25 protein-coding genes and 2 pseudogenes are annotated in these 26,316 nt (G+C 62.2%); 19 read left to right on the top strand and 8 right to left on the bottom strand.

What is annotated here, in order from left to right; all coding sequences use genetic code 11:
* Positions 1–87 precede the first annotated feature (87 nt).
* Positions 88–357 (bottom strand): usg protein, encoded by a 270-nt coding sequence (locus Q9235_RS25765; RefSeq protein ID WP_089173061.1) that lies wholly within the window; start codon positions 355–357, stop codon positions 88–90.
* 261 nt (positions 358–618) lie between these two features.
* On the opposite strand from Q9235_RS25765, the gene groES reads away from it, so the two are divergent.
* From groES to htpG, 5 genes are all read left to right on the top strand, one after another.
* Entirely contained in the window at positions 619–933 is a 315-nt protein-coding gene (gene groES, locus Q9235_RS25760; RefSeq protein WP_306224585.1) for a co-chaperone GroES, read from the top strand.
* 58 nt (positions 934–991) lie between these two features.
* On the top strand, positions 992–2,617 hold the full coding sequence (gene groL, locus Q9235_RS25755) for a chaperonin GroEL (protein ID WP_306224584.1): 1,626 nt from the start codon (positions 992–994) through the stop codon (positions 2,615–2,617).
* A gap of 72 nt (positions 2,618–2,689) precedes the next feature.
* On the top strand, positions 2,690–2,905 hold the full coding sequence (locus Q9235_RS25750; protein WP_061966298.1) for a hypothetical protein: 216 nt from the start codon (positions 2,690–2,692) through the stop codon (positions 2,903–2,905).
* A gap of 12 nt (positions 2,906–2,917) precedes the next feature.
* Positions 2,918–3,226: a hypothetical protein gene (locus Q9235_RS25745; protein ID WP_306224583.1), complete on the top strand. Its 309-nt coding sequence runs from the start codon at positions 2,918–2,920 to the stop codon at positions 3,224–3,226.
* A 112-nt stretch (positions 3,227–3,338) separates the two neighbouring features.
* A complete protein-coding gene (gene htpG / locus Q9235_RS25740) occupies positions 3,339–5,234 on the top strand; it encodes a molecular chaperone HtpG (protein ID WP_306224582.1) in 1,896 nt (631 codons plus the stop codon).
* Here the strand turns inward: htpG and Q9235_RS25735 are convergent.
* Entirely contained in the window at positions 5,226–6,125 is a 900-nt protein-coding gene (locus Q9235_RS25735) for an alpha/beta hydrolase (RefSeq protein WP_306224581.1), read from the bottom strand. The genes htpG and Q9235_RS25735 overlap by 9 nt on opposite strands.
* 140 nt (positions 6,126–6,265) lie before the next feature.
* Between Q9235_RS25735 and Q9235_RS25730 the strand changes: the two genes are divergently transcribed.
* Positions 6,266–6,679 carry a DUF2177 family protein gene (locus Q9235_RS25730; protein ID WP_306224580.1) on the top strand — a complete coding sequence of 138 codons (414 nt, stop codon included), beginning with the start codon at positions 6,266–6,268 and terminating at the stop codon, positions 6,677–6,679.
* A gap of 20 nt (positions 6,680–6,699) precedes the next feature.
* On the opposite strand, the gene Q9235_RS25725 is transcribed toward Q9235_RS25730, so the two are convergent.
* From Q9235_RS25725 to Q9235_RS25700, 6 genes are read right to left on the bottom strand one after another with little or no spacing between them, the layout of a single operon-like run.
* The gene (locus tag Q9235_RS25725) at positions 6,700–7,722 is read right to left on the bottom strand and encodes an SAM-dependent methyltransferase (RefSeq protein WP_306224579.1); all 1,023 of its coding nucleotides are present in this window, start codon (positions 7,720–7,722) and stop codon (positions 6,700–6,702) included.
* Positions 7,722–8,474, bottom strand: coding sequence for a DUF1295 domain-containing protein (locus Q9235_RS25720; RefSeq protein WP_306224578.1), 753 nt, complete (start codon positions 8,472–8,474; stop codon positions 7,722–7,724). Before Q9235_RS25720 ends, Q9235_RS25725 begins: the two co-directional genes overlap by 1 nt.
* Positions 8,475–8,518: 44 nt before the next feature.
* The gene (locus tag Q9235_RS25715; RefSeq protein WP_306224577.1) at positions 8,519–9,142 is read right to left on the bottom strand and encodes a ChrR family anti-sigma-E factor; all 624 of its coding nucleotides are present in this window, start codon (positions 9,140–9,142) and stop codon (positions 8,519–8,521) included.
* A complete protein-coding gene (locus Q9235_RS25710; protein WP_306224576.1) occupies positions 9,139–9,759 on the bottom strand; it encodes a sigma-70 family RNA polymerase sigma factor in 621 nt (206 codons plus the stop codon). Before Q9235_RS25710 ends, Q9235_RS25715 begins: the two co-directional genes overlap by 4 nt.
* 55 nt (positions 9,760–9,814) lie before the next feature.
* A complete protein-coding gene (locus Q9235_RS25705) occupies positions 9,815–10,183 on the bottom strand; it encodes a DUF2147 domain-containing protein (RefSeq protein WP_306224575.1) in 369 nt (122 codons plus the stop codon).
* Positions 10,184–10,213: 30 nt separating this feature from the next.
* Positions 10,214–10,798 carry a hypothetical protein gene (locus tag Q9235_RS25700; RefSeq protein WP_306224574.1) on the bottom strand — a complete coding sequence of 195 codons (585 nt, stop codon included), beginning with the start codon at positions 10,796–10,798 and terminating at the stop codon, positions 10,214–10,216.
* A gap of 164 nt (positions 10,799–10,962) precedes the next feature.
* Here Q9235_RS25700 and Q9235_RS25695 point away from each other — a divergent pair, with 164 nt between their 5' ends.
* The 13 genes and pseudogenes from Q9235_RS25695 (at position 10,963) to Q9235_RS25635 (ending at position 26,241) form a co-directional block, all read left to right on the top strand.
* A complete protein-coding gene (locus tag Q9235_RS25695; protein ID WP_306224573.1) occupies positions 10,963–12,300 on the top strand; it encodes an NAD(P)/FAD-dependent oxidoreductase in 1,338 nt (445 codons plus the stop codon).
* Positions 12,297–12,851, top strand: a complete 555-nt coding sequence (locus Q9235_RS25690) for a DUF1365 domain-containing protein (protein ID WP_306224572.1) — start codon at positions 12,297–12,299, stop codon at positions 12,849–12,851. Before Q9235_RS25695 ends, Q9235_RS25690 begins: the two co-directional genes overlap by 4 nt.
* Entirely contained in the window at positions 12,836–13,903 is a 1,068-nt protein-coding gene (locus Q9235_RS25685) for an MFS transporter (protein ID WP_306224571.1), read from the top strand. Before Q9235_RS25690 ends, Q9235_RS25685 begins: the two co-directional genes overlap by 16 nt.
* A 116-nt stretch (positions 13,904–14,019) precedes the next feature.
* Positions 14,020–14,747, top strand: a pseudogene (locus Q9235_RS25680) (ferritin family protein); the annotation flags it as partial.
* A gap of 39 nt (positions 14,748–14,786) precedes the next feature.
* Positions 14,787–15,140: pseudogene (locus Q9235_RS25675) on the top strand (VIT1/CCC1 transporter family protein); the annotation flags it as partial.
* Positions 15,141–15,158: 18 nt separating this feature from the next.
* The gene (locus Q9235_RS25670) at positions 15,159–15,692 is read left to right on the top strand and encodes a cytochrome b (RefSeq protein WP_306224569.1); all 534 of its coding nucleotides are present in this window, start codon (positions 15,159–15,161) and stop codon (positions 15,690–15,692) included.
* Positions 15,693–16,100: 408 nt separating this feature from the next.
* Positions 16,101–16,514 (top strand): DUF1236 domain-containing protein, encoded by a 414-nt coding sequence (locus Q9235_RS25665; RefSeq protein WP_306224568.1) that lies wholly within the window; start codon positions 16,101–16,103, stop codon positions 16,512–16,514.
* 573 nt (positions 16,515–17,087) lie between these two features.
* Positions 17,088–17,363: a hypothetical protein gene (locus Q9235_RS25660; RefSeq protein WP_306224567.1), complete on the top strand. Its 276-nt coding sequence runs from the start codon at positions 17,088–17,090 to the stop codon at positions 17,361–17,363.
* Positions 17,364–17,383: 20 nt separating this feature from the next.
* Complete coding sequence (locus Q9235_RS25655) at positions 17,384–17,704, top strand: hypothetical protein (RefSeq protein ID WP_306224566.1); 321 nt, start codon at positions 17,384–17,386, stop codon at positions 17,702–17,704.
* Between the two features lie 246 nt (positions 17,705–17,950).
* Positions 17,951–19,531 carry an OpgD/OpgG family glucan biosynthesis protein gene (locus Q9235_RS25650; RefSeq protein ID WP_306224565.1) on the top strand — a complete coding sequence of 527 codons (1,581 nt, stop codon included), beginning with the start codon at positions 17,951–17,953 and terminating at the stop codon, positions 19,529–19,531.
* 67 nt (positions 19,532–19,598) lie between these two features.
* Positions 19,599–21,515, top strand: a complete 1,917-nt coding sequence (locus Q9235_RS25645; protein ID WP_306224564.1) for an AI-2E family transporter — start codon at positions 19,599–19,601, stop codon at positions 21,513–21,515.
* A 63-nt stretch (positions 21,516–21,578) separates the two neighbouring features.
* On the top strand, positions 21,579–22,859 hold the full coding sequence (locus Q9235_RS25640) for a phospholipase D-like domain-containing protein (protein WP_306224563.1): 1,281 nt from the start codon (positions 21,579–21,581) through the stop codon (positions 22,857–22,859).
* Between the two features lie 451 nt (positions 22,860–23,310).
* Positions 23,311–26,241: a DEAD/DEAH box helicase gene (locus tag Q9235_RS25635; protein ID WP_306224562.1), complete on the top strand. Its 2,931-nt coding sequence runs from the start codon at positions 23,311–23,313 to the stop codon at positions 26,239–26,241.
* Positions 26,242–26,316 lie beyond the last annotated feature (75 nt).

Genomic DNA, 26,316 nt, shown 5'->3' with positions numbered 1-26,316 from the left:
CGCCGCGTCGAGCGCGCTGTAGCTGTCGGCGGCTGCGATGATTTTGGGATGTGTTCTCCTCGGATCAAGCCCGTCGACGCATCGACGTCACTGAAGCCGGAACTCGCCGCTGACCGCGCTGAGGTCGGCCGGGCCGATCAGGTCCTTGTGGGCGACGGTGATGCGGAACAGCCTGCCATCAAGCTTGGCCTGCCAGAAGGCGAGGAATTTGTTGAGCTCGGGAAAGCGCGGAGCGAGGTCGTAGTCCTGCCAGACATATTCCTGGAGGATGGAAGGGTGGTCGGGCAGGCGGTAGAGGATGCCGGCGGTGGTCAATCCGTAGCCGGCGATCTGGCGGGCGAAGTCCGTCGAAGCCATTCCTTTCAGCTCCCTGGTTTCACTGCGCCGATGGCAGCGGATTCTCAACGCTCTGGCAAGATAAAAAGTTGCGTTTGTGCTGCCTTTTCAGCCTGTTAGCACTCGATCAAAAAAAGTGCTGCCGACCTCTTGAAGGCAAAAATCGGGCAACCCAAATCTTCGCGCGGGCACGGCGCCTCAGGGCGCGCGGAACCTCGCCGCGAGACCTGAACAGGGCCGGCCCGCTTTGACATGTGACCGACATGGAAACTGGAGGAACTCATGAAGTTTCGGCCACTGCATGACCGCGTCGTCGTGAAGCGCATCGACGCCGAGGAGAAGACCAAGGGCGGGATCATCATTCCCGACACCGCCAAGGAAAAGCCGCAGGAGGGCGAGGTCGTCGCCGTCGGCGCCGGCGCGCGCGACGAGACCGGAAAGCTCGTGCCACCCGACGTCAAGGTCGGCGACCGCGTGCTCTTCGGCAAATGGAGCGGCACCGAGGTCAAGATCGACGGCCAGGATCTCCTGATCATGAAGGAGACCGACATCATGGGCGTCGTCGAGACGACGGCCGCCCTCAAGAAGGCCGCCTAACGGGGCCTTCATCCCACATCATCAACCTGAAACCTCAAGTCTGAAGGAGTGAGGAATCATGGCTGCGAAGGACGTGAAGTTTTCGCAGGACGCGCGCGAGCGGATGCTGCGCGGCGTCGACACGCTTGCCAATGCCGTGAAGGTCACGCTGGGTCCGAAGGGCCGCAACGTCGTGATCGAGAAGTCGTTCGGTGCGCCGCGCATCACCAAGGACGGCGTCACCGTCGCCAAGGAGATCGAGCTTTCCGACAAGTTCGAGAACATGGGCGCCCAGATGGTGCGCGAGGTGGCCTCGAAGCAGAACGACGCGGCAGGTGACGGCACCACGACCGCGACCGTGCTCGCCCAGGCGATCGTCCGCGAGGGCGCCAAGGCGGTGGCCGCCGGCATCAATCCGATGGACCTGAAGCGCGGCATCGATCTCGCCGTCGAAGCGGTGACGAAGTCGCTCGGCGAGCATTCCAAGACGATCACCGGCTCGGAGGAGGTCGCGCAGGTCGGCACCATCTCGGCCAATGGCGACCGCACCATCGGCGAAATGATCGCCGAGGCGATGAAGAAGGTCGGCAACGAGGGCGTCATCACCGTCGAGGAAGCCAAGACGGCCGAGACGGAGCTCGATGTCGTGGAGGGCATGCAGTTCGATCGCGGCTATCTCTCGCCCTATTTCGTGACCAGCACCGAGAAGATGGTCGCGGAGCTCGAAGATCCCTACATCCTGATCCACGAGAAGAAGCTCTCGGGTCTCCAGACGATGCTGCCGCTGCTGGAAGCGGTGGTGCAGACCGGAAAGCCGCTGCTGATCGTGGCGGAAGATGTCGAGGGCGAGGCTCTGGCCACGCTCGTTGTCAACAAGCTCCGGGGCGGCCTGAAGATCGCGGCCGTCAAGGCTCCTGGCTTCGGCGACCGCCGCAAGGCGATGCTCGAGGATATCGCCATCCTGACCGGCGGCACCGCGATCAGCGAGGATCTCGGCATCAAGCTGGAGACCGTTACGCTCGACATGCTCGGCCGCGCCAAGAAGGTCCGGATCGAGAAGGAGAACACCACCATCGTCGATGGCGCTGGCGCGAAGGCCGAGATCGACGCCCGGGTCGCGCAGATCAAGGCGCAGATCGAGGAAACCTCCTCGGACTACGACCGTGAGAAGCTCCAGGAACGCCTGGCCAAGCTCGCCGGCGGCGTCGCGGTCATCCGCGTCGGCGGCGCGACCGAAGTCGAGGTCAAGGAGAAGAAGGACCGCGTCGACGATGCCCTGAACGCCACCCGCGCAGCGGTCGAGGAAGGCATCCTGCCGGGCGGCGGGGTGGCCTTGCTGCGCGCGGTCAAGGCGCTCGAAGGGCTCGTGCCCGGCAATGACGATCAGCGCACCGGCATCGAGATCGTCCGCAAGGCGATCACTGCTCCGGCCCGCCAGATCGTCGAGAACGCGGGCGGCGATGGCGCGGTCGTGGTTGGCAAGCTGCTGGAGTCGCAGGACTACGCCTGGGGCTACAACGCGCAGACCGGCGAGTACGGCGATCTGGTCAAGGCCGGCATCATCGACCCGACCAAGGTCGTGCGCACGGCAATCCAGGACGCGGCGTCGGTCGCGGGCCTGCTGATCACCACCGAGGCGATGATCGCCGAGGCGCCGAAGAAGGACGCGGCACCGGCCATGCCCGCCGGCGGCATGGACTATTGAGCATCGTGGGCGCCGCGGTTTCCGCGGCGCCCACTTCTAACGTCCAAATTTCTAGGCATGCTGAGGGGAGCCATGCCCTTTTCATCACTGACCGATCCCATCGACTTGGCCCGCGCCGAAGCTGCTTTGGAAAAGGCGTGGTCGAAACTCAAGCCGGCGCTTCCGGAAGGTTCGGACGAGTTGGAGCGAAACAACCTCGCCTATATCGTGGCTTCGCTGGTTCCGCTGGCGCTCGACGAGGATGATCTCGCACAACGCGCGATCGACCGGTTTCGCGAGAAGGCCTAGGCGAGAGGCCGCATGAAATCCCCGACATTTCCTCAATCGCATCAGATATCCGACATGACCGATGCCCCACAAGAACCTAAGGACCTCTCGCCTTCCGACCGCTTCAAGGCCCTCATCACCAATGCTGAGAGCGCAACGTATGGGCTCAAGGATAATCTCCTAGCCGTCATGACGCGGGATGGATCGGCAACGTGGCAGACCGTCGCCGCTCACATCGAGGCTCAGTTGCCTGGCGCCGGCGAGTTCGCGACCGCGCGCCTGAACGCCATACTTGCTCTGGTCAGGACGTTGTCTAACCGACAAGCGTCGGGGAGCGGGTGAACGGCGCTCTCTATACCCCCGGCCGTCAGCAAACAGGCTGGCTCGCCGCGGGCCCGCGCGATATCGCTCTCTGCCAGCGTCTCCCCGCCGCCAATCTATTCGAGAAATCCGAATGACAACGACCGCCACAGCCGAGCATCGCAGCTTCGAAGCCGACGTCTCCCGCCTGCTCCACATGATGGTGCATTCGGTCTATTCCGACCGGGACGTTTTCCTGCGCGAGCTGATATCGAACGCAGCTGATGCCTGCGAGAAGCTGCGCTACGACGCGATCGGCACCCCCGCGCTTCTGGGGGATGACCCGAAGCTCACGATCACCATCTCGGCCGATCCGGAGGCCGGCAGGCTGACCATTGCCGACAACGGCATCGGTATGAGCCATGACGAGATGATCGAAGCTCTCGGCACGATCGCCCGCTCCGGCACGCGCAGCTTCATGGAGCGGGTAGCAACCGCTGATGGCAAGGACGGCGCGCAGCTCATCGGCCAGTTCGGCGTCGGCTTTTATTCCGCCTTCATGGTGGCCGAGAAGGTCGAGGTTTTCAGCCGCCGTGCCGGCAGCGCCGAAGCTTGGATCTGGTCTTCGGACGGCAAGGGCGAGTTCACCGTGGCGCCTGCGGCGCTGGACGCGGCTCCGTCCCGCGGGACGCGCGTGACGCTTCACCTGATGGAGGAGGCCAAGTCCTATGCCGAACGCTGGACGCTGGAGCGCATCGTCACGGAACAGTCCGGCCATGTACCGGTCCCGATCTCGCTGATCACGGAGCCGGGCGCCGATGCGGTCGCCCTCTCCGACGGAGCCGCGCTCTGGACCAGGCCGAAAAGCGAGATCACGAAGGACGAATATGCTGATTTCTACCGCAGCGTTGCGGGACAATATGACGAGCCGGCGGCCACGATCCATTTTCGCGCCGAAGGCCTGCACGAATATACCGCGCTCGCCTTCGTCCCGGGCGCGCGTCCGTTCGATCTCTTCGACGCCGACCGCAAGGGGCGGATCAAGCTCTACGTGAAGCGCGTCTTCATCACGGACGAAGCCGAGCTCCTTCCGCGCTACCTGCGCTTCGTGCGCGGCATCGTCGACACCGCCGACCTGCCGCTCAACGTCTCTCGCGAGATGATCCAGGACAGCCCGATGCTCGGGGCGATCAAGAAGGGTGTCACCAGCCGTGTCCTCGCCGATCTCGCGAAACTGGCCGAACAGGAACCGGATACATTCCGCCTGATCTGGGACAATTTCGGCGTCGTCATCAAGGAAGGACTGTACGAGGATTTCGCGCGCCGGGAGCAACTGCTCGGCCTCGCTCGCTTCCGGACCACGGCCTCCGGCGAAGGGTGGCGCAGCCTCAAGGACTATGTCGGCGCGCTCAAGGACAACCAGACCGCGATCTACTACATCGCCGGCGACGACGCCTCCCGGATCGCCAACTCCCCGCAGCTCGAAGGTTTTCGGGCGCGAGGCATCGAGGTGCTGCTGCTGTCGGATCCGATCGACAGCTTCTGGGCCTCGGCAGCACCGGATTTCGAAGGCAATGCGTTCAAATCCGTGACCCAAGGTGCGGCCGATCTCGGTCTCATCCCGCTACTCGACGGCGCAACGCCTTCTTCCGCTGAAACGGATGAGACAATCGGTGCCCTGCTCGCGTCGATGAAGGAGATCTTGGCGGACGAGGTCGCTGACGTCCGAACCTCCGATCGATTGACCGAGAGCGCGGTCTGCCTAGTTGCATCGGACAAGGGGCCGGATCGCCAGTTCGAACGCTTGCTCAGCGCCGCCGGCCGGGTCGACAGCGCGGCCAAGCCGATCCTCGAGGTCAACCCGCGCCATGCGATGGTCTCAGCCCTCGCGTCTGTCGAAGATGATGCGTTGCGTAGCGACGTCGCCCATCTGCTCCTGGATACCGCGCGCGTCCTGGACGGCGATCGCCCGACAAACGCGAACGCATTCGCTGAAAGGCTCAACCGGCTGGTGACGCGAAGCTTCGGCGATAGGGGAGGGCTAAGCTAGCTTCTCAAAGCTTGAGTGTGGCTCAATCCGGCAGGAGACCGATGTTGCGCTCTTTCGGAGAAACGTGACGACGTCGGCGAGCACGGGGGCTTGCCATTGCAGAATCCGGGACAGCGCTGTGGCCGTGCTGGCATGGCCGAGCCCTTGATAGATCTTCAGCGAGACCGATGCGGCGCCGGCCTTCTTGAGCGCCCGCGCAAGGTGCTCGCTATTGCGGGGAAGGACCGTTGTGTCGTCCGAGCCCGTCGCCAGAAAGATCGGCGGAGCGTCGCGACGCACAAAGTTGATCGGTTGCGTCCGGGCGGGGTCGCGCGCGTTTCCGAACGTTTCCTTCGTGACGTCGATGTCGAAGGGCAGAAAGTCGTAAGGGCCGGAAAGGCCGACGGTGGAGCGGATCTCGCCGGCATGCATTCCGACGGCGGCGAGATAACGCCTGTCCAGCGTCAGCATCATCGCGTTGTAGGCGCCAGCCGAATGCCCTATCAGGTGGATGGCTCCCGGGGAGCCGCCGAAGCGGGCGATGTTGTCTCGCACGAAGCGCAGCGCCAGCGCTCCGTCTTCGATGAAGACCGGGAAACGGACCTCCGGGACCAGGCGATAATCCGCGATCACCGTGACAAAGCCGCGAGCAGCAAGCGCGTCCCCGACGAAGGAATAGGTTTCCTTGGCGCCATTGGCCCAGGACCCGCCATAGATGAAGAGAACCACCGGCTTCGGCGCGCTGCCACAGTCGGAAGGCACGTAGATATCCATTCGCTGCCGGGGATGCAGGCCGTAGGCCACATCGCGCGCGCCTTTGGTCAAGGCGCCGGGGCGCAAGGCTGCGCAGGCAGGCAAGGCAAGCCCGGCGAGCAGCGGCAGGATCGTGCGTCGGGCAATCCGGAGCGTCATGGTCACCTGGGGGCGAGGAGGTATCGTCTCCTATACGCTCCGCCCGCGGGAACGGATTTCCGTGACGAGACAGGATCGCGAGCGGAACTGAACCATGTCAGCCCGCGCGGCGTATCTCTCGCAGGATCAGGGAGATCGCCATGCGCTTCGTTGCCGGTTACATCGCTTTCCTCATCGCATTCGGCATTTGCGACGCCATCTGGCTGAGCACGATGACGGCCAGGCTCTATCGGCCGGTGCTCGGCGACCTGATCGTCGAGCAGGTGCGCTACTGGCCGGCGGCGCTGTTCTATTTCGGTTTTCCGCTCGGGGTCGTCTATTTCGCGCTGATGCCGGCGCTGCGTGACGGTAGCGCGAGTACCGCATTGCTCAATGGCGCGCTCATCGGCCTGCTCGCCTACGCGACCTACGACCTCACCAACTATGCCACGCTGCGGCCCTGGACGCTGACGATCACGCTCGTCGACCTTGTCTATGGCACGGTCGTCGTCGGCCTGTGCGCATGGGTCGCCTTTATCGTGGTCCGGCGCCTTGTCGGCTGGGGCTGGGTCTAATCCCCGGCCCAGCCAATCCGTCAGGCTGCCCGCAACCGATAGTGATGGACGCCCCAGGCATCGCCAACGGCATGGCCGAACAGTCCGCTGGTCGCGAGAAAGAAGAGCCGCCAGCGCCGGCGCCAGAGTGGCGCTTCCGCGCCATAGGTCTCACGCAGGATCGGATTGATCGTCCCGAGATTGCGATCGAAATTCGCCAGCCAGTCCTCGGCTGTGGCGCGGTAGTGCTCGCCGCTCCAGCGCCACTCGGCCTCCACCGTGAAGAGATCGGGAAACTGGTGCGCAAGCGTCGCGCTCGGCATTAGTCCGCCGGTGAAGAAATGCTGCGCGATCCAGTCGCCTGTGTCCGCAGTATCGAAGCGGTAGCAGCCTTGCCGGTGGGCGAAGACATGGATGAAGAGCCGGCCGTCCGGCTTCAGCCAGCCGCGAACGCGCCCGAGGAGTTCGCGCCAGTTCGCCATGTGCTCGAACATTTCGACGGAGACGACACGGTCGAAACGTTCCTCCGTACCAAACGCGTTCATGTCGGCAGTGACGACGCGAAGATTTCCGAGATGGCGGCGCTGCGCCCGCTCTTCGATATAGGCGCGCTGCGAGGCCGAATTGGAGACTGAGACGATCCGGGCTCGCGGATAGCGCTCAGCCATCCATAGCGACAGCGAGCCCCAGCCGCAGCCGAGCTCGAGGATGTCCTGCCCGTCCGCAAGATCGGCATGCTCTGCGGTCAGTTCGAGCGCTTTCTCCTCGGCGGCTGCCAGCGTGTCGCCGGGATCGGCATAGTAGCAGCAGGAATATTTGCGCCGTGCGCCGAGCACCTGGTCGAAGAAGGCGGCCGGCACCTCGTAGTGCTGGGCGTTGGCGGCATCGGTGTGAACCGCGATCGGAAAATCCGCCATGTCACGGGCGAAGGCTGCGGCATCCGCCGACTGAGCCGCGAGCGAACGCGCGGTGCGTCCGACCAGTGACGCAATCACCATGCGGCTGACGGCATCGGGAACAGGGAGGCCTTCACCCCAGGTCGAGAGCCTCTGCATGATCGTCATCACGTCGCTCCTTTCGGCGGCAGCGGGATCAGGGCGCTGGTTCGATGCTGGTATGCGCGATAGGCCTCGCCGTGCTTGGCGAGCATGTGCTCTTCAAGGGGCGGTATGCCGGAGATGCGGGTGAGCAGGAGCGTGATGCAGGCCGGCGCCAGCACGGCGAGCCAGCCCCAGGGATAGTCAGCCGCTGGTGCGATCAGCGCATAGGAGCACCAGAGCAGGCACTCGAAGAAGTAGTTGGGATGCCGCGACCAGCGCCACAGGCCATGGTCGCAGACGCCGCCCGCTCCCGAGCGCGCAAATGCCCGTAATTGCCCGTCAGAGATGGCTCCCCCTGCAAGGCCGGCGCCGAACAGGGCCAAGCCAGCGAAATCCCGCCAGCCCAGCGATGGCGCGGGGCTATGTGCAGCGAGGACGATTCCCAATCCCAGGGGAATGCTGACAAGCGCCTGCATCTGCAGCAGGCGGGCGAGCTGCCGGGGGGCATCGCTACCCCAGTCGCGCTTCAGCTTCGCATAGCGAGGATCTTCGGTGATGCCGGCTGTCCGTCGCGCGATATGCAGCCCGAGCCGCAAGGCCCATGCCAAAGCGAGCGTCGCGACGAACAGGCGTCGCGGCATCGGCCCCTCCCCGAAAGGCAGCAACGCGCCGACGATACCTGTCAGGCCCAGTCCGAAAGTCCAGACCACGTCGATCCAGCCGGAATTGCCTGTTCGGCGCTCGACAGCCGTCGCAAGGGCCATGAAGGCAGACATGGCCAAGGCCACGAAGACAACAGCCGCGGCGAAGGACGCGATCGTCAAAACCGCACCAGCGGTTGCAGCAGTCGGCCGAGCCATCCCTGCAACTGCACGCTGCCCGTCATCGCGACGATGCAGGTGCAGCCCTCGACCGGGTCGACGCGCGGCGTGTGATCATGCTCGGCATCCGCCTCGTCGAAATCCCCGGCCGTATAGCGCCCGTATTCATGCTCGTAGGCGCCGGCGAGGATCGTCGTCCATTCGAAACCCGTATGCTTGTGGTGCGGCAAGGCGATGCCGGGGCCGGCCCGCAGCATGAAGACGCGCGCATCTGCCCCGGGAACCTCGACGCGTCGCATGGCGATGCGGATGCCAATCGGGCGCCAAGGACCGAGGCCATAGGGGCGCAGCACCTGCGGCATCCCTGCCTCGGACATCGGGGCAGTCGCCGATGACGGCTCGGCTGGCGCTGCTGTGGCTGCATCAGTTGGGCCGGAAGCCATTGCGACGGGCTCGACCGTATCCAGCAATGCGCCTTGGACGGCCTCGAGCTCGCGCAGGCGTCGCCGGCTCTCCTGATCCGCCTCGACATGGCAGGCGACGACGACCGCCAGACCTTCGTCGAGCTGACCCGCTGCGAAGGCGGCCAGCGTCTCGTCGGATGGGCGATGCACGATGCTCATCGCAGATCCTCCAGCCGGCCGCGCAGATGCGACAAGGCCAGGCGCAGGCGGGATTTCACCGTGCCCAAGGGAATGGCGAGCTGATCGGCGACATGCTGATGGCTGAGACCTTCGATGAAGGCGAGTTCGACCACGCGGTACTGGTCGGGTGAAAGCTGGGTCATCGCGGCTCGCACGCGCGCATCGCGTTCGGCGCCGGAGAGCATTGCATCGGGTTGTTCGGGGGCTTCTTCATCCAAGATCTCGTAAACTTGCGACAGCCGCGACCGGGTCTCGCGTCGGGCAATGTCGATGCGCAGGTTGCGCGCGATCGTTGCGATCCAGGTCGAGGCGCTGGCCTTCGCCGGATCGAACAGGGCGGCCTTCCGCCAGACGGCCAGGAGCGTTTCCTGCGCGACTTCCTCGGCCAGCTCCGCCGGGGCGCCCCCACGCATCAGCAATCCCTTCACGCGCGGCGCGAAATGGTTGAACAGCGCAGCAAAGGCCGCCCGATCACCCGAGCGCGCGATGGCGGCAATCAGACTGTTGGCGTCGAACAAGACGATGAACCGACCTCCTTGCGCGACAAATCCCGCGTTGCGCATGCCATCCACGGTCAGGGCGAGTGCGGGAACCATATACGAGATACGCGGGCGGAACCGCTCCGGATCACCGGGACGAGATCGGAGGCCATCACTCCACGGCCTTCCAGTTCACATCGCGGCAGATCAGCCGCCCGACGATGCAGCCGCGCGTGGTGAGCGCACCCGGCGTCGCGGTAATCGTCATCGAGTAGGTCCAGTCGCGCTTGGGGTCGTAGGCGTTGCCGGAAAACGTACCGTCGCGCTGGCGGGCCAGCGTCATGACGAGCTTGTCGCCGGCCGCCTCGCCCTTGCTGGTGTCGCCGATCCAGAGATTGGTGGCGCAGATCTTGTCGCCGCAGGGCGCGATCCGCACACGCGCATTGCCGTCATCGCGCAACCATGTCCCGTCGAGATCTTGAGCGGCCGCGCCTCCGAACCAAAGGGCGGCCAGGACGAGGGCGAGCGGAAGACGCTTCATGGCGTTGTCCTTTCGGCAGATGCGTCTCGTCTACGCTCCGCGGACATCGTTGGTTTCATCGGCGTGCGAAATTGTGTCGAGTCGCCCGGCGAAGAGCCATGCGATCAGAGCCGTCAGGGATGCGGCGCTGAGGAAGTTCAAGCGCTGCAGGGCTGCATATTCGTCGATCGCGTAGCGATGTATCGGCGCGCCGAGACACGCTGCCGGCAGCAAGTACGCGGCGAAGGCGAGCGCGGTGAAGGCGAACGCAAAGGCGCGTTCCGAGCGGCGAAACAGCATCAGCGCCAGCATGAGGCAAGGAAACAGGAAGACCTCGACCCCTGAGCCGGGGCCAAAGGCGGCCCGGCAGAGCAAGGTATTGCCGATGCCGGCGACAAGAAGCAGCGATCGCCCGAGCACGGCGCTGCGCCGCATGAGGGCCGGCACCGCCGCGAAGAAGGGCGTCGACAGGAAGGTGACATAGGACGGCGTGACGACGGGCGAGACCGCCCAATAAAGATAGAGCGGGTAGAAGGGCTGGTTCGAGACGATGACCAGCGCGACGGTATTGGCGATCGCGGCCCGTGGATCGGGATGCGCCGCGAAGGCGCCGATCGCCGCAGCGACCCGCTTCATTCGACTCATCGGCATCGTCGCCCTCGCGGAAAGTCCCGGCCTGTCTTCGTTTACGCACGAAGCGTTGCTGTGGCTCACTCGGCCGGCGCGCTTTTGCTGACGCAGCGGCAAATCCAGTCCGGCCTTGGCCGCGTATACCCATCATGACAAATGCAGCAGCGACGATGGAACGCTTACAGGCCAAGGGGATGCGGATTGCCGTGATCGGTGCCGGCATTTCCGGTTTCTCGGCGGCATGGCTGCTGGGACAGGCCCATGACGTGGTGCTGTTCGAGGCGGATTCTCGCCTTGGCGGTCACGCCAACACGGTTCGCGTGACGGGTATCGGCGGCGAGACGGCGGTCGATACCGGTTTCATCGTCTACAACGAGGCGACTTATCCGAACTTCATCGCGCTGATGGAGCATCTGCGTGTCGCTACGCAGCCGACCGAAATGTCCTTCGCCGTTTCGCTCGATGGTGGGCGGCTCGAATATAGCGGCACCAGCGTCGCTGGGCTGTTCGCCCAGCGCAGCAATCTGGTACGCCCACGTTTCTGGGCCATGCTGCAGGACATCACCCGCTTCTACCGGAATGCATCAAGGGATGTGCTGGCGGGGCACGCTGCCGATATCTCGCTCGGCGACTATCTCGTCGCCGGAGGCTACGGCACCGCTTTCCGGGACGATCATCTCCTGCCGATGGCGGCCGCGATCTGGTCGGCTCCCTGCTCGGAGATCCTGTCCTATCCGGCCGCCGCCTTCCTGCGCTTCCATCACAATCACGGATTGCTCCAACTCAGCGACCGGCCGATCTGGCGCACCGTGACCGGCGGCAGCAGCGTTTATGTCGAGCGGCTACGCGCAGCCTTTTCCGGGGAAGTCAGGCTCGGTACGCCGGTGCGTCAGGTTCAGCGGGGGGCAAATGATGTCGTCCTGGCGGGTGACGGCTGGGCGGAGGCCTTCGATCACGTCGTCTTCGCGGGCCATGCCGACCAGACGCTCGCCATGCTCGCCGATCCCAGCCAGGCGGAATCTCAGGCGCTGGGCGCCTTCCGCTACAGCCGCAACCGCGCCGTGCTGCATGGCGACGAAACACTGATGCCGAAGCGCCGCCGCGCCTGGGCGAGCTGGAATCATATCGGCCATCGCGCGCAGCCGGATTCAGCCTGCGCGGTCACCTACTGGATGAACCGACTGCAAGGTTTGCCGGAAGCTCGGCCCTTCTTCGTCACGCTCAACCCGCCGGATACGCTGCGCGAAGGCAGCATCCTGCACGAGGAAATCTACGAGCATCCGCTGTTCGATGCGGCTGCGCTCGCCGCGCAGGAACGGCTCTGGTCTTTGCAGGGCGCGCGCCGAAGCTGGTTCTGCGGCGCCTATTTCGGATCGGGCTTCCACGAGGACGGCCTGCAGGCGGGGCTCGCCGTCGCCGAGGCGCTCGGCGGCGTCCGCCGGCCCTGGAGGCTCCCCAACGAATCCGGTCGCATTCCGATCCTGCCCCGGCTGGAGCAGGCGGCATGACCTTGCAATCCGCTCTCTATGTCGGCCGTGTCAGGCACCATCGGTTCCGGCCCAGGCCGCATGCATTGGCCTATCGCGTGTTCTGGATGCTGCTCGATATCGACGAGATCGATCGGATTTCGGCGAAGCTCAGATTTTTCTCGCGCAACCGCTTCAATCTCTACGCCTTTCGCGACACGGATTATGGGGATCGCAGCGGCAGGCCACTACGCGCCCAGATCGAAGAAACCTTGGCGAAAACCGGAATCGCGCATGACGGCGGCCCGATCCGCCTGCTGACCATGCCCCGCATTCTCGGCTACGCCTTCAACCCGCTCAGCACCTATTTCTGCTATCGCCGCGACGGCAGCCTTTGCGCCACCGTCTACGAGGTGCACAACACCTTCGGCGAGATCCATAGCTATGTCGCGCCTGCCGATCGTTCGGAAGGCGCATTGAGGCAGGAAGCAGACAAGGTCTTCCACGTCTCGCCGTTCATGAACCTCGACATGCGCTACTTCTCGCGGCCCCCATCGCTGCCGATACGGGATGGCCGTTGTCCTGGATCGTAGGCGCGCTTTCGGTCGGCCTGCTCACGGCGGGCGCCGTTGCGCCCTATGTCGGACGCCTCATCGGGCAGACTGGCGGAAGGCCGGTCCTGGCTGCTGCGGCCATTGTCATCGCTTGCGGGCAGCTCATCCTCGGTCTGTCGCCGAACCTTCCCATATTCGTCCTCGGCTGGGTCGTCTTGGGGGCCGGCATGGCGGCCGGTCTTTATGACGCGGCGTTCTCGACCCTCGGGCGCCTGTATGGCGGAAGCGCGCGATCGGCGATCACCGTGCTGACGCTTTGGGGCGGCTTCGCCAGCACGGTCTGCTGGCCGCTGTCAGCCTATCTCGTCGAGCAATTCGGTTGGCGGGGGACCTGCTTCGTCTATGCAGCCATGCAGCTTCTGATCTCATTGCCGCTCGTGCTTACGATGCTGCCGCGCGTTCCGCCGGACCTGCCGAGCGCGACGACGGGGATTTCCGGGGAAGCATCCGTCCTGCTCCCGGCGGAGCGTCGCGCATTCCTCCTTCTCTCCGGCATCGTCGTCATCGGTGGCGCGATCGGTGCCATCGTTGGCGTTCATCTGCTGACGCTGCTCCAGGCACAAGGGATCGGTCTCGCGGCGGCCGTGGCTCTTGGCGCACTCGTCGGTCCAGCGCAGGTCGGCGGACGGGTTATCGAGATGGCGGGCGGAGGGCGGCATCATCCACTCTGGACCATGAGTGCCGCACTCGGGCTGATCACGATCGGACTCGGATTGATGGCGCTCGATGTCGGCCCGATCGGGCTTGCAATCATCCTCTATGGCGCGGGCAACGGGGTCTTCTCCATCGCCAAAGGCACGCTTCCGCTGGCCCAGTTCGGCCCTCAGCGCTACGCGGCGCTGATCGGAAGGCTGGCGCGGCCAAGCCTAATCGCACAAGCAATCGCACCGACCGCAGGCGCCTTGCTACTCGATCGCATGGGCTCGGTGCCGACGTTCGGCGCGCTACTGTCCCTCGCGCTCCTCAATGTCGTGCTCTTTGCCGTGCTCTGGCTCGACCGACGCAACAGGCCTCATGGAACCAGCCAATGACAACCACTGTACGCGCTCAGGCCGGTGGCGATGGCGGGCCGCAGTCGCAAGAAAGAGGCTGGATTTCAGTTTAGAAAGATTCTAAAGAACGGGCATCGATATCCGGTGACAGCACGATGCCATCCCTCTTTCCGATCTTCCGCTCCAGCCGCCGCCGGTTCGACGATCTGGGTCCACAGGAAATCCTGTCGCTCGCCATTCTGTCGGAAGAGGAGGACGGGCGGATTTACGCAGCCTATGCTGCCAACCTGCGCGAGACTTATCCTGCCTCGGCCGCGATGTTCGACGCGATGGCCACCGAGGAAGACGAGCATCGACGCGCCCTGCTCGATCTCTATGTGAGCAAGTTCGGGCCGACGCTTGTCCCGATCAGGCGCGAGCACGTCGAAGGATTCTATGCGCGGCCGCCTCTCTGGCTGGCGAAGACCCTGCCGCTGGAGCGGGCACGCGCCGAGGCGGCGGACATGGAGCGACAGGCCGAAACGTTCTATCGGCTGGCTGCGTCGCGCAGCACGGACGCAGCGACCCGCAAGCTGCTCGGAGACCTCGCGGTTGCCGAAGCTGCCCATGAGCGCCGCGCGGTCGCGCTTGAAGATGGATTATCGACAGGCGACGAGGGCCGGCAGGAAGAGGAGACCGCGAAGCGCCAGTTTGTCCTGACCTGGATTCAGCCGGGGCTCGCCGGCTTGATGGACGGCTCGGTCTCGACACTGGCGCCCATCTTCGCGACGGCTTTCGCGACGCAGAACCCTTGGACGACGTTTCTGATCGGCCTGTCGGCGTCCATCGGCGCAGGCATATCGATGGGCTTCACCGAAGCAGCACATGACGACGGCAAGCTGTCGGGACGTNCTTCGCGACGGCTTTCGCGACGCAGAACCCTTGGACGACGTTTCTGATCGGCCTGTCGGCGTCCATCGGCGCAGGCATATCGATGGGCTTCACCGAAGCAGCACATGACGACGGCAAGCTGTCGGGACGTGGGGCCCCGTGGAAACGAGGGCTAGCCTCAGGCGTCATGACGGCGCTCGGCGGGCTGGGGCACGCGCTGCCCTATCTCATCCCACATTTCTGGACCGCGACAGTCATCGCCCTGTGCGTCGTCTTCATCGAGCTCTGGGCCATCGTCTGGATTCAGAACCGTTACATGGAGACGCCCATCGGACGCGCCATGTTCCAGATCATTCTCGGCGGCCTTCTCGTCCTGGCCACGGGCATCCTCATCGGCGGCGCATGACATTCAAAGGATAATGCGATGGCTTCCGTCCAAACCTCGGTCCGCTACGACAATATCAGCATCCGCTTTCACTGGCTGACCGCGGTCCTGATAGCCCTGCTCTGGCTCATGGCACAGAGCGAAGCGGTTCTGCCTCGGGAGTGGCGACACAGTATGTGGTCGGCCCATATCACGCTCGGAGGCCTGCTCATCGTCGTTTATGCGGGTCGGCTCCTTTGGCGCCTGACAAAGGGATCCAGGCCGGCATCAGTGAATTCCGGCAACTTGCGAATAATAGAGCATGCCGTTTACGCCCTCTTATATACGCTTATCGCGGCGACGCTGATCGTGGGGTTTGCCAATGTCTGTGCGCGTGGCTGGGATCTGTTTGGCCTCGTCCAAATCCCAGCTTTCGCCGCAGACAACCGCGCTCTGCGCCGCTCGATCAATGGCTGGCACGAACTCGCGGCCAACGGCCTCGTGCTTCTCGCACTTGCCCATGCTGGTGCGGCCCTGTTCCACCAGTTCGTACTGAAGGATGGGGCTCTGTCTCGCATATCTCCATGGCGGTGAGCATGGGTCGACCCGGCATTATTCCTATCGCGAAAGGCTCTTGTGACGGAAGTTGGCGTTTGGCCGCCAAGCGGACGTTTGCAGATCGAAGTAACCTCCGTCAGCTTTCTACACGACCAGGACGAGCCAATCGTGAAGTACAACCATCCTGTGGCTTGACTCCTTCCTCAGTTTCCGGGGTCGGGCGCACGGGTAAGAACAAACCCCTATTTGTGATCGCTATATTCACGGAAATATTGCGACCCCTGCAACGCTAGTTTTCTGAATGGATATTCAGGTTTTCCTGAATTTTTGTTCAGAATCGGCATTTTAAGAGGGAAAATCACGAAAATCTGGGAGGAATGCGGAACAGTTTAGAGGGGTTCAAAGTTGCGGCCTGCGTCTGGGGGAAATTCAGGAGATCGACCGATGAAGAAGATCATTCTTGCTGCGTCCATCGCGATGCTCCCGCTGACTGCTCTCGCCCAGAATCCCGAAGGCGCGCGCGGTGGCGCGGCCGCTGGCGCTGCGACTGGCGCCGTCGGCGGCGCGATCGTTGGCGGCCCGGTAGGGGCAGTGGTCGGCGGAGTTGGTGGCGCCGTCGTCGGCGGCATCGCAGGCGATTCCACACCGCGCTTCAAGACCTATGTCCAGGCGCATGAAGTGCCATCCTACCGATATCGCGAGGATGTCCGCGTCGGCGTCGTCTTGCCGGACAGCGGCGTGACCTATCGCGAGGTGCCGGCCGAGTTCGGCACTAAGGGCTATCGCTACACCGTGGTCAATGATCGGACCGTGATCGTCGAGCCGAAGACCCGCAAGATCATCCAGGTGATCGAGTAGCGGATCTATGGCCCTCACCTACTACTGAAGGTGAGGGCCATCCCTGAGCACGCTTAGGGGCCGTTCAGATGACAATCTCACACATCGTTCGAAGGGATGCTGCCAACTGCCGGCAGGTCGGTTCGACCCCTCCGACGCGCGAACTTCTCAGAGAACGCTGGTGCGATGAAGATGGGAACGTCTTCACTGTCGTTGTGTGGCGTGCCCCGTCAAAGCTGAAGCGGACGTTCTACACGCTCGACGATGGAACGCCGGTTGAGTTCAAGAGCGACTCCATCTTCAGGATCGTCCCCACTGGAAAGCTGCTCTTCCCTTGCGAGGACTGAGATCCATCGTACCGCATTCACGAGTGCGAGAAATATCCAGCAAAACTGCTGGGGTGAAATTAGGTCACTCTTCAGCGGATGCAGATCGCTCCGGCGCAGCCATGGCTTGCGGCGCTACTTCAAACCCCTTTCGTCGTTTGAATTGCAGAGGGCCGAAGCGCGCCGACGACCCGATATGGTCCTATTTGGAACCATTCCAAACGGTGGTCGTTCTGTGAATTCCACGATGCAAACCTGGAGTTCTCCGATGAAGAAGTATCTGCTGCTGGCTCCCCTGGCCTTTCTGGCTTTCCCGATTGCTGCTGCCCCGGCCTCGGCTGAGACCGTGATCGTCAAGGAACGCCGCCATGTCGACAATGGCCTTCATCGCGGCTGGCGTCACGGTCATCGGCAGGGTGTCCGCAAAGTCGTTATCCGCCGCGATGTTGGGCACCACGGCACCACCCGCGTCACCAAGAAGGTCACTCACACAAATGCCTACGGCGACCGCATCACCCGCAAGGTGACCCGTGAGGTCAACTGAAGAATTTGGAAGGATGGCCAATGGGCCATCCTTCGTTTCTTTTTGGCGCGGTCATGCGCTCCGAAAATAATGAAGCCCAATTTCACCACGAGGTTGATATGCGGCGTTCGACACTAGTTGTTTTGGTACTGCTCGCAGGCAGCTCACTTGCGCAAGCGAATGATGTGCACAAGAGAACGGAATTGGGGATCGCGCAGGTGGAGCTCAGCGAGCGGCTCAAGTCCAAGCTCGCAGACACTGAGCAACCCGCCCATGCGATTGCTTCTGGCGACGATGCTAGTACGCCGGCCTCGGAGCCCACGGCGCGAAAGGTTCGCATTGTGTACCCCCTTTCGCGGTAATTCGTTCTGCTTGGCCGTCTGCTGTTGGATGATCCGACCGGCTTCGTTCCCAGCCGATGGCGCAGTCTCGGCACCTGTAGTTGCCACTCTGCCCTCTGGGATCAGTCGCTAACTGTTCGATTACAAAAACGCCAAGCGGACGGCGATCGGAGGCAGCAGAGGGAAGTGGGTCCGCGGAACCCGCTTAGATTATCAGAGTTCTAAAGTCGGCCCATCGAGGTCAATTTGAATCCGGGGGGATTATCCGTGTATGCACCATCCCGCCGCGCGTTTCTCGCTCTGGCTTCGAGCGCTTACGCGCTCGCAAGCCGTTCAGTGCAGGCCCAGGCACCCAAAGGAACCTTCAGCTATGGAGACGTCGTGCAGCAAGCAACGGCGTTGGCCAAGCAGCCCTTCGATGTCGAGAGTGCGAAGATCCCCGACGAGCTGTCGAAGCTGACCTATGATAGCTATCGCGAAATCCGCTTTCGCCGCGACAAGGCCTTCTGGCGCGAAGGCGGCTCGGATTTCCGCCTTCTGCCGTTCCATCTCGGCTTTCTGCATAACAAGCCGGTCCAGATTCACATCATCAACCACGGAACAGCTGTCCCGATTGCGTTCACCACCAGCCTGTTCGAATACGGCAAAGTCCCTGTTCCCAAGAACCTCTCCCCAGCACTCGGCTTCGCGGGTTTCGCGGTCACCACCAACCTGAACGATCCGAAAGTGCAGGACGAGCTCATCTCATTTCTGGGCGCGAGCTATTTCCGGTTGATCGGCGGTGGTCACCGCTACGGACTTTCGGCGCGCTCGCTTGCCTTGAATGTCGGCGGTGAGGGTCCCGAGGAGTTCCCGTTCATGCGGGCGCTCTGGGTGGAGGAGCCGTCTCGCGACACGACCGAGCTCGTCATCTACGCCCTGCTCGACTCCCCGTCCGTCGCAGGAGCGTTTCGCTATGTCGTCAGGCCGGGCCGCGATACCTCCATGGACGTGACCGCCACGATCATCCCACGCAAGGAGATCGAGCGGATCGGGATCGCACCGTTGACCTCGATGTTCCAGGCCGGCGAGGGCGATCTCGGTCAGCGAACCGATTTCCGTCCCGAGATTCACGATTCGGACGGGCTGATGTTGCAGTCTGGCAGTGGAGAATGGATCTGGCGGCCCATTCGCAATCCGAAAGCGCTACGCATATCGAGTTTCGGAGACAAGAACCCGCGCGGCTTCGGCCTGATGCAGCGCGACCGCGACTTCGGCAGCTACCAGGATCTTGAAGCGCGTTATGATGCCCGGCCGGGCTACTGGGTCCAGCCACAGGGCGACTGGGGCGAAGGGCGGATCGACCTCATCGAAATCCCGACGGTGAATGAGGCGTTCGACAACATCGTCGCCTGCTGGACGCCGAAAACTCCGCTGCAAAGCGGGCCGGCTGCCGAGTTCAGCTACCGCATCTCGGCAATTTCAACGACTTGGCACCTGCATCCCTACGCCCAGGTACAGCAAACCTTCAACGGCTCGGATATCGAGGACGGCGTTGCCGAGGGCAAGGGCACGAAGCGCTTCATCGTCGACTTCGCCGGCGGCGATCTCCCCTATTATCAGAGCGAACCCGATCGCCTCGAACTCGTTGCGACGACGACCGCTGGCGCGATCACCACGAAGATCCTGACATTCAATGCCCCTCTGAAAGGCGCGCGCGCCATCGTCGACGTAACGCTGCCGGACGGCCAGTCGGCCGAGCTTCGCATGTTCCTGAGAGCACGAAATCGCACCTTGAGCGAGACCTGGACGGCGACATGGTCGGTTCCTCCCGGCGATGCTGCTGGGCCGCAATCGTCAAAGAAATAGCTCGTCCCGACGGGTGCCCTTCCGTCGACCGCTTCATGTCGGCGTCCAGATTGAAGGAAACCGATCGATGCCTGCGATTGAGGTTACGCCAACCCTCTCGGCGCCGTCGGCAAGGTCCCCGGCTGACGTCGTCTCGAACGTCGCCATCGGAGCCTTTATCGTGGCTGCACTTTATTTTGGGCGCGAGGTTTTCGTCCCGATGGCGCTCGCGATCCTGTTCAGCTTCGTCCTGGCGCCGCTTGTCAAGGGTCTGCAGAAGCTCCGTGTCCCACGAGCGCTGGCGGTTTTCGTCGTCGTCTTGGCCGCGTTCGCGACCTTGGCGGCCTTGACGATGGCCATGGTTGGCCAGGCGACGCAATTGGCGAGTGAGTTGCCGACCTATCAGAGCACCATCCGCGCCAAGATCGCCGCTTTGAAAGGCTCGGGAGCCGGAAGCGGCGTTTTGAGCCGCGCCGCGGATGTTTTACAAGATCTGGGTAAGGAGCTTGATCGTCCCAAGGCGGAATCACCCGGCCCAACCGACCCGCCAAGCCCTGTACGCGACGGACGCCCGATCCCGGTCGAAGTGCATCAGCCGGAGCCGGGCGCGATCGAAACGCTGCAGGCCTTTCTGGCTCCGCTGATCCACCCTCTGACCACAACCGGAATCGTGCTGATCTTTGTCGTCTTCATTCTCTTGAAGCGGGAGGATCTTCGAAACCGGTTCATCCGGTTGACCGGAACCCACGATCTCCAGAAGACCACGGCCGCGTTCGATGACGCCGGCAAGCGCCTAAGCCGGCTGTTCCTCACTCAGCTTGTCGTCAACGCGGGCTTTGGCATCGTGGTGGGCTGCGGTCTTTGGGCGATCGGAGTGCCGAGTTCGCTGCTCTGGGGCATCTTGGCAGCCATCCTTAGGTTTATTCCGTATCTTGGAGCGGTGCTCTCGGCTGTGTTCCCGATGGTGATTGCCGCCTCGGTCGATCCAGGCTGGACGATGCTGGCGCTGACAGCGGGTCTTTTTGCGATCACAGAACCGCTTGTCGGTCACGTCGTCGAGCCATTGGCTTACGGTCGCTCAACTGGGCTTTCGCCTGTCGCCATCATTGTCGCGGCAACGTTCTGGACCTGGTTATGGGGCCCCATCGGTCTGGTTCTTGCGACGCCATTGACCGTTTGTCTGGTGGTTCTCGGTCGCCATGTCGAGCGGCTGGAATTTCTCGACGTCATGTTAGGGGATCGCCCACCGCTTTCAGCGCCCGAGATATTCTATCAACGCGTCCTTGCTGGCGACCCATCAGAAGCGGCTGACAAAGCGGAGGAGGTGCTCAAGGAGCGCTCTTTATCGGCCTATTACGACGAGGTGGCAATCGAAGGGTTGCGACTGGCTGCGGCCGACGAGGCTCGCGGTGTTCTCGATGCTGCCCGGCGAAACCAGATTCTGGCCAGCATTCGCGAGGTCGTCGAGGACCTTTCCGATCACGAAGATCGTCGTCCCGAGCTGGCGGGCGCAACGGCTGATCCAGAGACCGCGGCCGCCGTCGAACAAACCGATGAACGTGAAGGTGCATCGGACCTGCCAGTTCTGATGGCAGTCGATTTGAACGATGCGTTTCACGGGAGCGATCGCGTGGTTTGCATTGGCGCGAGGTCACAACTCGACGAAGCCGCTGCGCTTATGTTGAGCCAGATACTTGGCAAGCATGGTTTGGCCGCTCAGGCACTTCCGCCAACCACCCTCTTGACGTCTGGTCTAGAGCGCCTCGCTGAGCAGAATCCCGCATTGATCTGCCTTTGCTCCATCGGCCCGCAAGGTACCGCCCAAATAAAGTATGCCGTCAAGCGACTGCGGCGACGCATGCCGACCGCCATCCTCGTTCTTGGGCAGCTCGCGCAAGCCTCGAACGCTTCAGCGGATCTTGGCTCTACTGACGCGGTCGCAACCTCTCTGCGAGAGGTGTGTCGGGCTTGTGTGACATTAGCTGCAGGAAAGGTAGCAGCATGATCGAGCGGTGCCGATGATCACTACGATTGGACCAAATCTGCGCAACATTGCTTCGAGGTTCGCGTGAAGTTGCGGGGAAGTCCGGCGTTTATCGCGCTGGCATCGGCGCTTCTGGGAGCGGCGGGATGTCTCGTTGTCTTCAACCTGCTGCCCGAGCCCCAGGAGCTGAGGGAGCCATTGCCGCATCGCCTGACTTCGTCTGATCAACAACTCAAGACATCGATGGGCGCGCTCTTCGGGTCCAATTATATCCCCGGCAACAAGGTCGACACCCTCGTCAACGGCGATCAGATTTTTCCGGCGATGCTGCGCTCTATTCGCGACGCTCGCCAGACCATCAGCTTTGAAACCTACATCTATTGGCGTGGCGATATCGCGGAGGAATTTGCAGACGCGCTTTCGGCTAAGGCACGGGATGGACTGAGCGTCAAAGTGCTGCTCGACTGGGTCGGCAGCCTCCCGATGGATGAGCGGCTGATCAAGCGCATGCAGGACGCAGGCGTGGAGGTCGTGCGGTTTAGACCGGTAACCTGGTACACCATCGACCGGGTCAATAATCGAACTCACCGGAAGCTGCTGATCGTCGATGGTCGCATCGGCTTCACGGGCGGTGTTGGCATTGCCGACGAGTGGAAGGGAGACGCGCGTTCGCCAGATGAATGGCGAGACAACCATTATCGCGTCGAAGGACCAGTTGCGGCTGAGTTTCAAGCTGCTTTTGCAGAGCACTGGATCGAAGCGACCGGCGAACTGCTGTTAGGAGACCGGTTTTTCCCAGAGATCAAATCAACTGGGGACCGCGCTACCCAGGTCGTTGTGAGCTCAACCCATCAGCGCAATGTCATGCATCTCATGCTGATGACCGCGCTTGCGGCCGCGCAAAAGAACATTCGGATCGCCACGCCGTATTTCGTTCCCGACGAGCTCACGCGCAGGCAGCTTCTTGAAGCCCGCCAGCGCGGCGTCGACATCCAGATCATCGTCCCTGGGTCACAGACCGATGCGCGCATCGTCAGGAAGGCGTCACGGCACCTTTGGGGGGATTTGCTCCAGGCCGGCGTGAAGATCAGCGAATATCAGCCGACCTTCTTCCACTGCAAGCTGATCATTGTCGACGATATCTGGACCTCGGTCGGCTCGACCAACATCGATGATCGCGCTCTACGGCTCAATGACGAGGCGAACATCAGTCTGTTCGACCGCGAATTCGCCCTCACTCAAACGGCCGTGTTCGACAAGGATGCAGGGGTCTCGAAGCCCTACACGTTTTCGGACTGGCAAAGCCGCACAGCCGGCCAGAAGATCTCTGACTGGATATCCAGCCTCGCCAGATCACAGATTTGAGCGCGTTTCACACATCCGTTGTGATCGCTCCAGCCGGCATGAGTGCCTTTTCAAGTCAACCGATGAAGCGAACAACCGTCCGCCAAAGTCAGCTTGTCCCCAGTTCGATTGATTTTCTGCGGATCGAGGCGGGCAGCGTCGCGCCACTTGCAGACATTGAGACATTGTCCGGATGCGGACGTTCACAGCTCCGGCTCGGAGTAACAGATCGCCCCTTGCCGTTCTTCGCAGCGGGTTGAAGGCCCAGTCTGACGATCCTGATTTGGAGGATCGTTTTGTGTCTAGGCTTGACCATAGACTTGAGGCTGAGGGCGCGGTGCGGTGCCTTGAGGTATCACCGCGGCGAAAACGGAGGACCGCAGACGGCGTCATACCCGACTACCATAGGGAGTTGATTTCTCACTAGCGCAACCGCTAGTCTGGGCAGGCAACAGCATCTGTCGGGGGGCAGATGAGCTATTTCGCTGACAATCAGCTACTGCTTCGACCATTGGACGGTCCCAATACCGGTTTGCGGCCCGGCCAGCTTGGCGGCCTGCACTCGGTGCTGGCGCACTTCTCCGTATACGACGAACCGGCCATCGTTTCCCTGCCCACCGGCTACGGCAAAACCGCTTTGCTCATGGCGCTGCCGTTCGTGCTTAAGGCCAGGCGGTTGCTTGTCGTGGAGCCTTCGGACGCACTGAGAAGGCAAACCGCAAGTCACCTGAAAGAACTGTCAACGCTGAAGCGTCTTGGCGCAGCCGCAGAAGAGACCCCCAACCCTAACGTTATCAGCCAAAAGGGCAGCCCCGCTGATGCACAAGAATGGGCAAGGCTGCAGACCGCCGATGCTGTTGTGTCTACGCCCCAAAGCATCTCACCAGCGGTCGCGGCAGGTGCACCAGACGATCTGTTCGACTTGATAATTTTCGACGAAGCCCACCATGCCCCCGCTGAAACCTGGGCGGCATTTCTATCCCACTACAGGAACGCAAAATTCGTATTTTTGACGGCGACACCGTTTCGGCGCGATCGAAAAGTCATCCCAGGTCGGATGGCATATTGGTATCCGGTTTCAAGAGCAGCCAAGGAGCGGGCTTTCGGCCGTGTATTGTTCCGCTCCGTCCGCGTGGCCAACGATCAGGATGACCAACAGATCGATGTCGCGATCGCGGCCGGCGCCGTGGCGCAGTTGCGAGCTGATAGAGAAGCTGGCTTCGATCACCGCCTTTTCGCACGAGCCTCCTCCATATCGGCAGCCCGTGATCTTGTGGGCGTGTACGAGCGAGCCGGCGCGAGAGTTCGAGCGATCGACAGCCATATTCCAAAAAAGACCCAGGACGAAGTTGAGAGAGCCCTGATCGTTGGTGAGCTCGATGGCGTCGTTTGCGTCGACATGTTCGGTGAGGGCTACGACTTCCCGAAACTGAAGGTCGCAGCGCTTCACGCGCCGCACCGATCCCTTGTACCAATGCTTCAGTTCATCGGGCGGTTTGCTCGCACGACAGATGCGCGAACGGGAGATGCGACGCTCATAGCTCATTTGGGCCGACTTCAGGCCGCTTCAAAGCGACTTTTCCAAGAAGGCATCGATATCGCAGACATGATCGATGCGGTCGCCCAGGAACAGCTTGCCGAGGCCGAGGCTGATCGCGAGGTTCTTGAACTCCTGAAGACGCGCCAGCAGGCAGATTCCGATTATGACTCGGTGACACCGCTTCTGCTTGAGCTCTATGCGCATGCGCAGATTTTCGAATGCTCGGTACAGCCAGATTTTGAGCGGTTTGAGGACACCATCGGTCGCAACCTACGCATTGTGAAGCAATGGTTGTCTGAGAATGGCTTGGTGGCGCTCATTCTGACAATCGATACCTCGCCGCCCAATTGGGCCACATCGGACGTGTTGGTAAACATCCGGCACGACGCTTTCCTGATGGCTTATAACGAGGCCTCTAAGCTTTGCTTCATAGGCTCTACACGCAGGACTGATCGCATTTATCTCGATTTGATGCAGACGGCCTGCAGGGATCAGCATCGACAAATCAGCTTCGAGCGAACGCGCCAGGCCCTCATCGGATTAGATTCGCTCAGATTTTATAACGTCGGTCTTCGCAACACGGCGCTAAACTCGCAAGCGGAAACGTATCGCACAATGACCGGCCCTGCTGCGGAGCGCGCTATCACTGCGGGTGATGCACGTGCCTATTCGCAGGGCCACTTCTTTGGCAGTGGAGTAGGCAAGGACGACGAGCGCGAGACAATCGGCGCAAGCAGCAGTTCTCGGATCTGGAGCAACCAAAGGCTGACAGTCGCGGAATACATCAGCTGGATCACGGAGCTAAACCGACGCCTCAACAGCACGGCCAATATCACACCTTCCAAGCTAGACATTATCCAGCATGCCCGAACGCTGCGGACGCTCCCAGAAATCGTCATCGCAGCAGGCTGGCACAAGCAGGCATATCGGCTCGCGCCGCGCATCCGCTTTCGCTTGACGGAAAATGACCAGTGGCAAATTGGTCAGATCACGGACTTAGAGCTGGGAGATTTTCAGATCTCCGCGCAGCGCGACCGTCTGCAGTTCGCTGCCAAAACAGATGCATACGCCGTCCAGTTCGATTACCGCCTTACGGGCGGAAATCTGATTGTCCAAACCGGCGCTGGCGAACTGCAGATTTTGGCCAGCTTTGAGGACTGGATTGATCTCGCATTGTGGATGTCACTGCACCCGCCGGTATTCTACGCGAGTGACAAGACATCGTTCCAAGGTGTCAATTTGATCGGAGCAGCGCCGACCGTAATCACGCGTTTGGCCGAGGGCGATGCGGAAGCCGCGGATTGGGCCGGTTGCAACATCCAGATCGAGTTCGACAGAACCAAAGCCGATGGCGCGTTGACGGTGCACGAGGCGCTTGAGCGGCGCTTGAGCGCCGCTGCGGGCGTGCAAGCACTATTTTACGATCACCGCAGCGGGGAAGCAGCCGATTACGTCTCGATCATTCGGGATGATGACGGGACCGTGCGAGTTCAGTTGTATCACTGCAAAGGCGCCGGCGGAGCCCCAAGTGGGGGACGTGTCGATGACGTGTATGAAGTCGCCGGTCAGATGTTGAAGTCGGTCGCCTATTGCGAACCGAGCATTCTGCTTGATCACATTGATCATCGCGTCAACGCAGGGCGCCATAGGACGCCTTCGCGGTTTGTGATTGGAGATGCAGCGATGGCTCGAACCATTATCGAAGCCGCCCCGGCGACCGGCCTTGTTTTTGAGATATACGGGGTTCAGCCCGGTATCTCGCTCGCTGCGGTTGATGAGCATCTCGCAGACCTCATGGCGTATGGTCTGGACTATGTGCAGCGCGGCGGTGCCGCACGCGCCATGTGGCTGCTCAGCGCTTAACTGCTCATTTGTTGTTGTCACCAACGATCAATCTTCCGTCCTCAACATGGGATTGAGGGAGCGGAAAAGACGAGA

Source organism: Bosea beijingensis, assembly GCF_030758975.1.
GTDB classification, from domain to species: domain Bacteria; phylum Pseudomonadota; class Alphaproteobacteria; order Rhizobiales; family Beijerinckiaceae; genus Allobosea; species Allobosea beijingensis.
The sequence above is the reverse complement of the archived record's forward strand: the minus strand, read 5'-3'. Positions and strand labels throughout refer to the sequence as shown.